11 protein-coding genes are annotated in these 11,212 nt (G+C 41.9%); all 11 read right to left on the bottom strand.

The genetic code is table 11. The features are described 5' to 3' along the window. Positions 1-281, bottom strand: a 281-nt coding sequence (locus B4237_RS06165; RefSeq protein ID WP_286942197.1) for a Na+/H+ antiporter subunit G, incomplete at its 3' end; no start/stop codon positions are given. An 11-nt stretch (positions 282-292) separates the two neighbouring features. Beyond that, positions 293-568: a monovalent cation/H+ antiporter subunit F gene (locus B4237_RS06160; protein ID WP_004876501.1), complete on the bottom strand. Its 276-nt coding sequence runs from the start codon at positions 566-568 to the stop codon at positions 293-295. Further along, positions 565-1,092: a Na+/H+ antiporter subunit E gene (locus B4237_RS06155; RefSeq protein ID WP_023013138.1), complete on the bottom strand. Its 528-nt coding sequence runs from the start codon at positions 1,090-1,092 to the stop codon at positions 565-567. Before B4237_RS06155 ends, B4237_RS06160 begins: the two co-directional genes overlap by 4 nt. Before the next feature lies 1 nt (position 1,093). Then, the gene (locus B4237_RS06150; protein WP_278595973.1) at positions 1,094-2,905 is read right to left on the bottom strand and encodes a monovalent cation/H+ antiporter subunit D; all 1,812 of its coding nucleotides are present in this window, start codon (positions 2,903-2,905) and stop codon (positions 1,094-1,096) included. Then, the gene (locus tag B4237_RS06145) at positions 2,905-3,273 is read right to left on the bottom strand and encodes a Na+/H+ antiporter subunit C (protein WP_004876507.1); all 369 of its coding nucleotides are present in this window, start codon (positions 3,271-3,273) and stop codon (positions 2,905-2,907) included. Before B4237_RS06145 ends, B4237_RS06150 begins: the two co-directional genes overlap by 1 nt. Next, a complete protein-coding gene (locus tag B4237_RS06140; protein ID WP_007480105.1) occupies positions 3,273-6,116 on the bottom strand; it encodes a monovalent cation/H+ antiporter subunit A in 2,844 nt (947 codons plus the stop codon). Before B4237_RS06140 ends, B4237_RS06145 begins: the two co-directional genes overlap by 1 nt. 255 nt (positions 6,117-6,371) lie before the next feature. Next, positions 6,372-7,751, bottom strand: coding sequence for an ATP-binding protein (locus tag B4237_RS06135; protein ID WP_278395579.1), 1,380 nt, complete (start codon positions 7,749-7,751; stop codon positions 6,372-6,374). Between the two features lie 25 nt (positions 7,752-7,776). Continuing rightward, positions 7,777-9,279 carry a UvrD-helicase domain-containing protein gene (locus B4237_RS06130; RefSeq protein ID WP_136457460.1) on the bottom strand — a complete coding sequence of 501 codons (1,503 nt, stop codon included), beginning with the start codon at positions 9,277-9,279 and terminating at the stop codon, positions 7,777-7,779. 9 nt (positions 9,280-9,288) lie between these two features. Further along, positions 9,289-10,056, bottom strand: coding sequence for a bifunctional phosphoribosyl-AMP cyclohydrolase/phosphoribosyl-ATP diphosphatase HisIE (gene hisIE, locus B4237_RS06125; protein WP_023013142.1), 768 nt, complete (start codon positions 10,054-10,056; stop codon positions 9,289-9,291). Between the two features lie 90 nt (positions 10,057-10,146). Beyond that, on the bottom strand, positions 10,147-10,527 hold the full coding sequence (locus tag B4237_RS06120) for a VOC family protein (RefSeq protein WP_278595972.1): 381 nt from the start codon (positions 10,525-10,527) through the stop codon (positions 10,147-10,149). A 25-nt stretch (positions 10,528-10,552) separates the two neighbouring features. Continuing rightward, the coding region (locus B4237_RS06115; RefSeq protein WP_286942192.1) for an FAD-dependent oxidoreductase at positions 10,553-11,212 on the bottom strand (660 nt) is incomplete at its 5' end.

Here is an 11,212-nt window from a genome sequence, read left to right as displayed (position 1 = left end):
AAATGAATCGCAGCTTGCGCCATCAAATTTGCCGATACTGGTGCAGTAATAAAGACAAATAAAGTAATTAATAATTCAGCAAAACCAAAACGACCTTGCGTTGCGCCAAAGATCATTGCTGCAATTAGAAAACTTCCTAATCCTAATGTACTCGACTTCGTTGGGGCATGCAAACGCATAAATAAGTCTGGTAGTCGAACCATGCCGATCGATCCGACCAGCATGAAGAAAGCACCGAATATAAGGAAGAAAGAAATAATGATTTCAATGATTAACTGCATAGCTCATCTCCTTAGTCAATGACATGACCCGTTGTGAAATAACGAGCAAGCGCAGCTGTCGAAACGAAGCCAAGCATTGCAACCAATAATGCTCCTTCAAAGACATTGGTACTTACCCAATACACACCTAAAACAACAATAAGACATGTCGCATTTAGAAATAGTGTGTCTAAAGCAAGTAGGCGATCGATGACAGATGGGCCGATAATCAATCGGATCAGGCATAGAAACATTGAGATAGTAATGGCAATTAAGCTAATGCCAAGCGCATAAGGTAAAATTGTCATTTGCTTGCTCCTTCTTCAATCTTTACATCAAAGATTTCGAGTAAAGGTGTTTCGTAGCGTTTTTTGATTTCTTGAATATCGAGTTCAGTGTCATCTGAGCTGAGTGCGTGGACGAGAATATCGCCACGCTCTTGATCAATCCCTGCTGAAACCGTACCTGGTGTCGTGGTGATGATCATCGCGAGAAGAGTATTCACCTCTTCGTGCTCAGTTTCTAGTGGAACGCGATACCATCTCGGATGGAGTTGATCCATTGGACCCAACACCATTTTTGCCACGCGGAAGTTTGAAACGATAATATCCCAAAGCACAACAAAAAATAGTTTTACTGCTGGTGTCCAGTGAATGTGTGGCGTTCTAGAAATAAATGGCCCAACTAAACGTGGAATAATAATCGCCAATAGGATGGCCACTAATATATCCGTTAAGTCCAGACTATGTGACAGCATTAACCAACTCAGAAAAACCAAAAAAGACACGAAAGGGTGGGGGAACCAACGGTCAAGCAAAGCTACTTTTTGCATGTTAGTGTTCCTCCATTGGTTTTAACTGAGTGGTATTTGGAATCGTTGGTGCTTCTAACGTTTGTTCTGCAATTTGGCGTTGCTTATATTCAGAGATGTGCTCACCTTGCAGTGTTGGTTTGGAAATCACATCAGGAATAAGTAAAGCATTATGATCTTCTACTTCACCACCATATTTTGTTTCTGGCAAATAGCTTGGATCATAAGGTTGAACGCTGATCGCACGGCCTTGGTTATCCGTCTTCAAAATGGCTTGCTGATAAAGGGCGTGATTTTGGATTTGCTGTGCGGTTAAAACCATATAGTTTTGAATTGGAGCAGCAAATACCACATAAGCCATTAAAGTACCCAATAGAATATAAATCGCTTTATCATTTCGTTTTGGAGCTACTTCTGGTAAAGCTTGATAAACAGCATAAGCTTCTTCGTTTGGATTTTCCTCTGGTGGTGTAGCTCGCCAGAACAGAATGAAACCAACGCGGGTAAGTGCGATGATACTCAGCAAGCTGACAATTAAAATAACAGCAATAATCCAACCTTGATAAGCCGTTTCAGCGGTGGCTTGTAAAATAAACACCTTGCCAAGGAACCCACTAAAAGGTGGTAAACCAGCAAGCATTAAGGCAATGGTAAAGTAGGTAAATGCCGCAGCCTTTTCCTGTTTCATTTTAGGGGAAACTTTGAGGTGGTCTTTAAATGCACCACGTTGTGATGTAATCCAACCACAGAATAAATAGAATGCTGCTGCAATCAATGTGCTGTGAACTAGATAGTAAAGACCTGCTGCCCATGCTGCTGTATTGAACATCGAGATTGCGATTAGCAATGTTCCGATAGATGACAGCACCATGAAACCTACAAAGCGACGTAAACGATCTACACCGAGTGCGCCAATAACACCGTAAATGGAAGTGACTAGACCGATGACTAATAGACAGTTTTTAAGAATATCTTGTGCCATTGCATCATCGAACACAGTGCCATTCACACGTAAAATGGCGTAGATGCCAACTTTGGTCATGATGGTAAAAATTGCAGCAACAGGTGTACTTGCAACAGCATAGGTTTTAGGCAACCAAAAGCCTACAGGCAGCATCGCCGCTTTAATGCCAAACACGACAAATAATAGTAAGCCACCTGCAATCGCAAGTTTATGCTGATCATTGTCTAATGTTGGAATAAGGCGACCCACATCAGCCATATTTAAGCTACCGACACTGCCGTAAATCATGCCTAAGCCGATTAGAAAGAGTGCAGATGCAAGCAAATTGATGGTGACGTAATGCACACCCAGCTGAAAACGTGGGCGCCCTTGTCCATGCAATAAAAGCACATAAGATGCCATCAATAGAATTTCAAAGAAGACAAATAAGTTAAATAAATCGCCTGTTAGGAATGCACCAGATAATCCCATCAACAGGAAATGGAACATGGCATGGAAATAGCGACCACGCGTATCCCAGTTTTCACTGGCATACCACATAACAGGTACAGCGAGGGCATAGGTCAATAGCAGCATGAAGGCTGAAAGACGATCAAGCACAAGTACAATACCAAATGGAGCAGACCATTCACTGAGCTGATACACCGTGATTTGTCCTGTACTCGCAATTGAGAAGTAACTTATTGCCAGTCCTAAACCGATTAACGCTGAAACGAAACTAATGCCTCGACGCCAAGGTTGACGCCAGTCTTGCTTTAAAGAACCTGAACCTGGATTTCCAAGTATCAATAGGATAAAGCTGGTAAAAGCTGGAACTAAGATACTGAGAATAGGAGTATGAGTAAGCCAAAAATTGTAAAAATCGAACATTATGGCTCATCCTCACGTGGGTCATAAGTCAAGGTGGGTTCTTCTTTAGAGTCGACATGATCTGTACCAGACTCATATCGGCTACGGAGAGCAAGTTGTACGATAAACGCAGTCGTTGCAAAACCAATTACAATTGCAGTTAACACAAGTGCTTGAGGCAGTGGGTCTGTAACTTTGGTTGCTTCAGTCAAGATAGCTGGAGCATTGACCTGTAAACGACCCATTGCGAATAGGAACAGGTTGACAGCATAGCCGATCATGGCCAAACCCAGAACAACAGGAAAGGTTCTCGCACGAAGAATTAAATAGATTCCTGTCGCGGTCAGTAAGCCAATCCCAGATGCAAGTAAAAATTCAATACTAACCATTATTTATCTCCACTTGGGATTGGGCCAGACATGCTTGAATGGCGTGAGTCACCTAAGACTGAAATCAATAACATGGTTGCACCTACAACAGTGATATAGACGCCTAAGTCGAAAGCTGCTGCTGAAGCAAGGTGCATTTTCCCAAGTAGGGGAGGTTCGACATAGATATGTGCACTGGTTAAGAATGGGCGTGCCCAATACCATGCTGCAATACCCGTTAAACCAGCAATGGTTAAACCAGAACCAATCCAAATCTCATATAAACGACCTGATTTGGCTTTTAGCATCTGCTCAGTTTTGTCTTGCCCTAGAACAATGTACTGAATGATCAGTGCCATCGAAGTAATCAAACCCGCAATGAATCCACCACCCGGATAGTTATGACCACGCAAGAAGATATAGACACTGACAACAAGCGCAAGTGGCAAGATCCAAGAAGCAGTCATTCTTAGCATCAGTGGTGATGGATTAAAACGGTAAGTCAGACCTTGGGTCATGGTGGTGCCATGCGCACGCATACCATCCATCAAGCAAAGCGCACCAATACCTGCAATGCCCAATACGGCGATTTCACCAAAGGTATCGAATCCACGGAAATCGACAAGAATTACGTTCACTGCATTTGAGCCACCACCAAGTGGAATCGCTTGCTGCATGAAGAACCATGAAATTGAATTGTGATCTCGAGTTAATAATAACCACGCAATCCAACCAATACCTAAGCCACCTGCGATGGCTAAGCTTGCATCTCTCCAACGACGTGAACGACTTGATTCGTATGGTGTAAGTTGTGGTAATAACGACAGACTCATTAATAATAAGACAGTGGTTACAATATCAACGGTGATTTGCGTTAGGGCTAGATCGGGTGCAGATAGAGTCACAAAAGTCATAGTGACAACCAAACCAACTGCACCACTAATCAACACTGCCTTAATACGTTCGTGGTGAAACCACAACATCATCCAGCAGCCAGAGAATAGTGTTAGCCAAAGGACAATCGCAACCCACGGTGCATGTGTCAGTTCACGAGTGCCCGTAGTGAGACCTTGATTGAACAGCGGTAAGCCAACCATCAAAATACTGAACAAAACGATCCATAGCAGATAGCTTTGTAATGAGCCATTTTCTGTTGCTTGTTTAATTTTTCGGCTATTTAACAGTAAATGTTTTAAGAACAGCTCAAATATGATCTTGCCTTGAAATTTACCAAGATAAGGATCAAGGTCAATTTTGCGGATGCGTCCATCTTTTGCTAAAGCGAAATAGAAGATAGCCCCGCCAATCAAAGCAATCACACTCATGAGTAGTGGTGCATTGACTCCATGCCAAATTGCAAGGTGCACACCTTCAAATTCAGGTTGTGCCAAACTTGAGCGAGTCACGCTATTGACCATCGTGCCTGCAAGAAGAGCTGGAAGAATCCCGACTAAAATACACAAAGTTGCTAAAATGATTGCTGGTAGACGCATTCCTAATGCAGGTTCATGTGCATCTTTATTTGGAACTTGCTTACCAACTTCACCATCAAAGAACACGCCGTGAACCAAGCGAATAGAATAGCTAACCGCAAAGATCCCTGCCAAAGTTGCAACAATTGCCGAAATGACCATCACTGGACCAGACAAGTTTGCAAGCAGTTCAGTAAAGAACATTTCTTTGGAAATAAAACCGTTGGTTAATGGAACACCCGCCATTGAGGCTGCAGTGATCATGGTTAATGTGCCTGTGAAAGGCAGTAATTGCCAAACACCGCTAAGCTTGCGTAAGTCACGCGTACCCGTTTCATGGTCAATGATTCCAGCAATCATGAACAATGCAGCTTTAAAGGTTGCATGGTTGATGATGTGAAAAATCGCAGCAGCGACAGCAAGGGGAGAACCGATCCCCAGTAAACATACAATTAGACCTAAATGGCTGATTGTTGAATATGCTAACAGACCTTTGAGATCTTCTTTGAAAATTGCAAAACCTGCCGCCATACACAGTGTGAATAAACCGACAAAGGTGACGATATTGTGATACAGCGCAGCACCAATAAAAATAGGTGCTAAACGTGCGAGCAGGAAAATACCTGCTTTAACCATGGTTGCTGAATGCAGATAAGCGGAAACAGGCGTTGGCGCAGCCATCGCATTAGGTAACCAAAAGTGAAATGGGAACTGCGCACTTTTAGTGAATGCACCCAATAAAATTAATAATAAGGTTGGTACAAAAAGGTAATGCTGTTGAATCGTATCTTTCATCAGCACAAGCTGATCGATTTGATAGGTTCCTGTGATTTGCCCGAGTAAGACAAAGCCACCGAGCATTGCAAGACCGCCCATTCCTGTAATGGTGAGTGCCATACGAGCGCCACGTTGTGCAGCATCATATTGACTCCAATAACCCACTAAAAGGAATGATGAAATACTGGTTAACTCCCAAAATACCAATAAGATAATGAGGTTATTGGAAAGTGAGATACCAAGCATTGCCGCCATGAACAGCATTAATAATTGATAAAGTTTACTAAGAGAGTTTTTCGGACTCAGATAATAATAGGCGTAAATATAAATGAGTGTACCGATACCGCTAATCAGCAGACCAAACAATAAACCTAATGCATCTAGGCGAAAACTTAGATTGATTCCAAGTTGAGGAAGCCAATCCCAGCTTTGTTGCAGAGTATTTCCCTGAAGAACAGTTTCTGCCTGAGTAAGAAGTAAAATGAAACAACTAAGGCTGATGCCAATTGCCCCTAGTGCCGTCATGCCCCGCGAAATACGTTGCAATTGTGCGACAAGGGTGGTGCCGAGTATGAGCGGTAATAAGATAATAATCGGTAGCACACTGGTATCCATGTCGATGATTTAGGTCGGGAGCGACCTAAGGGTGAATTTTCTTTTCGAGACTCACAGGCATTCAAAGAGAGCGCCAAAGTTTCAAATCTCGAAACCCAATCAAGTTAACGGAGGCAGCAAGTTGTATTGCACAACTTGAAAATAAAATGAGCTTTATCTTACTATAAAATATGAACAAAAACCCGATGTTATTACATGAAAATAACAACATCAGGCTGAGTTTGGTCGGGAAAATTCAGTCGATAAAACAAATGATTAAAGCGGTGTTTCTTCGGGGGTATCATCAATTTTTAATAAGCTTAATAAATCATTTTTTTCTTGAGGGTTAAGCTCCTGTATTTGATGAAATAATTCATCCACTCGGCTAATCAGTGTTTCTGTTTCCAGTAAGTTGTGCGTTTGAGCGATGTTATTTCCTTCAGTCCAAACTAGTTCGTTATACAGTTGAGAGAGTTGTTGTTGTGACTTTTCTACATTGATTTCGTAGATTTCTTTGGCATCTAAACGTAAACATTGATAATCCACGGCATGTTCAAGCAATTCATCTCGATTGCCTGAAGCGATAATTTGTAGTCTTGGAAATGCTTGATGAAGTCGTTGCAAAATCTCAGCACAATTATTTTGATCAAGCTGATGGTCGATCTGATCAATTAATAAAATGCCTTCACCCTCTATACATGGATCAAAACAATGCGGATTGAGTAAGCACATGCGACGAGTAATATCACCAACAAGTGCAATCCATGTTTTGAGTGAGGCTGAGAGTTGTTGAAATGGAATTAACTGATCACGATAACGTACGATCAATTGTAATTTTGGAACATATTGAATGTAGAGGTCTGTCAGGTCAGGAAAAATGGTGTGTAAGCTTTTTTTCAATGCATAAAGATTTGGGGCAGATAGTTGCTTTGGATGATTAGCCAATTCTTGCTGTAATTGATTTAATATTTCCAATTGATTTTGTTGGCTAAAATCATTCCCCATTAAGCGTCGAACAATATGAGCTGAGTGGGCATTTTCTACATCACTTATTTCACGTAACCATTCAAAAAAACGCGCAAAAGTGGTGTAGGGAATCGCCGTAAGATCATAAGCAGAGATTTCTTGTAAAATTCCCGGAACATTTTTGCTTTGTAAATTGATTTCATGGACAAAGCGTTCAGCAGGATAATAAGCAATCAGTGGTAAGCCAAATAAAGGATCTTGTAAGCTGGTTTTTTGATAAAGCGTAACCATTTGATCAAGCTGCTGTGTTTCGACTTGACTGATACCGACACCTTGACTATTAAATGTCTTAAATAATTTCCAAACACAGCTTTGAGTATCTGTTTCTGCGGCTGAACTGCTCTCCGCCAAACTACCAGTCAGTTCAGTACTCATACGAACTTGCATTTGAATTTTTGCTTGGAGTCGAGTCAGCATAATGTCTTGATCAGAAATGACCACGCCCGCTGTACGTATATCTTTATAACGTGCCGAGAACCACGTTAATGCTTGGTAGATATTTTTTAATAGCGTGGTTTTGCCTGTAGCTTGATCGCCTAAAATAAGTGTGACAGGACGCTCAGCCTGAAATTCGACAGTTAAGTCTCGAAACATTCCAACATGCTTGAAGAGAACGGATTCAAGTTGCATAGGCTCTCACCTCAATCTAAGCGCTTTAACCTGCTGACTGACGAAGACTTGAGGGAGCGCACCGTTTTAATTGTTGTATTAAGTCAAAAAGATGGTGAATATTTAAACTTACTTTAGCACGAGTACAGGCAACGTAAAGTAATCTTAATTCTTCATCTGTAATTTTATGTTCCAGTCCATTCACTTTGAATTGGTAATCATCTTCGATATGAACACGATTCCATTCCAATCCTTTGGCTTTATGTGCCGTTGAGATCACATAATCAGCTTGTTCAATCGGTGTGATTTTGGCAAGGGCTTTTTTAAGTGGTTCTGTGCCGTGATCATCGACCAATTTAACCAATGGTTTAATGTCGCTGCCGTCATTGGTCTCACAATATTCATGTACGTCATGCCATGAGTTAAACCAAGCCAGCTCAGGGACATCGGTAATGCGTTTACCTTGTTTTAATAAGCTTGCCGCATCAACAAAACGACTGAGTTTTTGATGATCTGCTTGTAAGCTGACTTTGTCGCCATGCACTAGACCTGAAAGCAGTAACTCCATCGCGCGGGCATTGGTACGGCACAGGATGGCATCACGCATTTTGGTGTGCGGTTTATTCACCACACTCGATTTTACATTTGGATTGCCGAGTAGAGGAACGGTTTCATTGAGTGCACCAAGCAAACTATTTGCCACATCTGCGATTGCATCACCGAAACGGAACGAGGTGGTCAAACGGCTTTCAGGTAGTGGCATTTGTTGCATCGCATTGATTGCACCACGCCAAGCATAGATTTGCTGATGTGCGTCACCGACATAAATCACTTGGGTACTTTTCTGACGCAACAAAATTCCTAACATCAAGGGATCGGCATCTTGTGCTTCGTCAAATAGCACATAATCCGCAGGAATATTCGGTTCAGACAATGCCCATAATTTCAGATAAATGTCATGCCCAATGCCTGCTTGATGATTAGGATCAATCGATTCTAACCAGCGGCGTTCAACAGCTGGATAAAGATGCTGTTGTAAAGATTCGATATCGTCCTGATGCAACCAGTTGGGTGCTTGGATATGACGAGGTGCGGGGTATTGTGAACTGGTTGAACAGAAATAGCTCACCGCATTGGCAACTAGGCTCGCTAAACGGCTTGGCATCAAAACGTATTTTTCATAACGTCCACCCATGAGTCGACGCAATGTAATCGGTTCTAGGCGATATTCTTTGGCCATAAAACTTGGACTAAGACGTGGTAAACGTAATTTATCCGTTACCCCACGTGGCACACTGCGAAAAGCGAGTGAGTGGAATGTTCGACAATTTACATTGCCGTGAAATTTACTCTGCGCTTCTGTTGCGATGGCTTTGTTAAATGCCAAATACATACCACGCCGTTCAGGCATGGCATCACTGATCATTTGTAAGGTTGTCGTTTTACCTGTGCCAGCATAGGCAATCACTTTAAAGGATTGTCCTAAACGAGCATTGTCTATGGCAACAGCTTGCTCATAAGTCGCTTTGGGTTTCTCGATACTCGACACAGGCGATGCTTACGCTTCTTTGCTACGATTAGCTTTTTCGACTAAACCTGATAAGCCTTGGCGACGTGCAAGTTCATCCAATACGACTTGAGGGTCGAGATCAAAGTAGCCAAGCATCACAATGCTGTGGAACCAAAGATCAGCAACTTCATAGATCAGGTCATGTTTATTTTCAAGTGAAGCATGCACCGCATAATCTTTTGCTGCGATGATGCTTTCGACACTTTCTTCGCCGACTTTTTCTAAGATTTTATTGATACCTTTTTTATATAGACTAGCAACATAAGAGCTATCCGCTTCAGCATTTTTACGTTCTTGCATTAAGCGACCTAAATAGCCCAAAACATCGATTTGTTCGCTGTGGCTATGGTCATGCGCTTCTGTTTTTGCGGATGCACCATAAATTGCAGTTGGATCTTTCAGTTGGGCATCAACGATTTCCCAGCCTTGAGGTGTGAGTTTGCGATAAAAACAAGACTCTCGACCTGTATGACAAGCAATACCGCCGTGTTGTTCTATTTGAAGAATAATAACATCAGCATCGCAATCGAGACGAATTTCATGCACTGTTTGAAAGTGTCCTGATTCTTCGCCTTTATGCCATAGTTTTTGACGTGAACGTGAGTAATACACCGCCTGATTTTTTTCAGCAGTGAGTTGTAAAGCCTCACGATTCATCCACGCAACCATTAACACTCGACCAGTTTGATGATGTTGTGCAATGGCAGGAACAAGACCATTGGAATCAAATTTAACTTCATCTAACCAGTTTGACATGAGTGGAAATCTATTTGGTGGAAAGCCGTTAGTGTAGCGTTTGTGGCTAGGGTTGGCTATGCTTGTTGGTTAAAAAATCGGTTTGTTGACTTAAAGGTAGTTCGAAATTTCAATCAAGTTTTGATCGGGATCACGAACATAAACAGAAATAATTTTTCCTATTGCACCTGTTCTTTCAATAGGACCTTTAATAATTTCAATCTGCTGTGCCTGAAGGTGTGCAATCACTTCATTGAGTGGTGTTTCCGCAATAAAGCATATATCAGCTGAACCAGCAGTGGGTTGATAAGCTTTAGGTTCAAACTCTTTGCCTGTTTGATGCAGGTTAATTTTTTGAGTGCCGAATTTTAAGGCCTTACGATTATCGCCAAAGGTGATAACTTCAAAATTCAAGGCTGATTGGTAAAACTGACAAGTTGTCTTAATATCTGCAACGGTCAGAACTATATGATCTAAATGACTAATTTTCATATTTAATTCAAATCCTATTTTGCACTTAGTCATATTCAGGTAATGATTGATTATTTTCAATCAAGACATTTTGATTGTGTTGGTATGCCGCAATCTGTTGATAGCTCATTTGTTGGAACATACCTGTTTTTAAACCTGAAATGGTGATTGCCATTTCTTTACGGAAATACGGGATTTGATACAGCCAAGGGAAAACAAGGTCGCGTAATCCACCTGCCCACCAATGATCTGATTGATAAAGAGGGGTGAGGAGTCGACTGAGAAATTGGTAGAATTGGGTCGAAGAACGACGGTGTTGGTGATACTGTTGCCATAATATCGTCCAGTCGATCTGCTGGTTTGTCTGAGCAGTTTGCAAGGACTGAGAAAATGCCCATGCATCCAAAAGTGCCATGTTAGCACCTTGGCCAAGCTGCGGACTCATCGCATGTGCCGCATCACCAATGACCCCGATTCGACCTTGTCCATATTGAGACATCACTACATCACGATATTGGGCAGAAAGCCATTGCGATTGATGTTGTTCACTCCATAAAAGCTGCTCTAGCCAATCAGCAACATCTGGCCAACGATTAGAAACCTGTTTCAACCAATGTTGTTTTGCCTGTTCATCTTGTAAGAACGTACTGAACTGTGAAGTTGGTAAACTCCAAAATATACTCGACAGCCGTTGTTGTGGTGCAGA

It is taken from the genome of Acinetobacter sp. UBA6526, assembly GCF_002434875.1.
GTDB lineage: Bacteria > Pseudomonadota > Gammaproteobacteria > Pseudomonadales > Moraxellaceae > Acinetobacter > Acinetobacter venetianus.
Note: the sequence above shows the minus strand (reverse complement) of the source record. Positions and strands in the feature narration are given on the sequence as shown.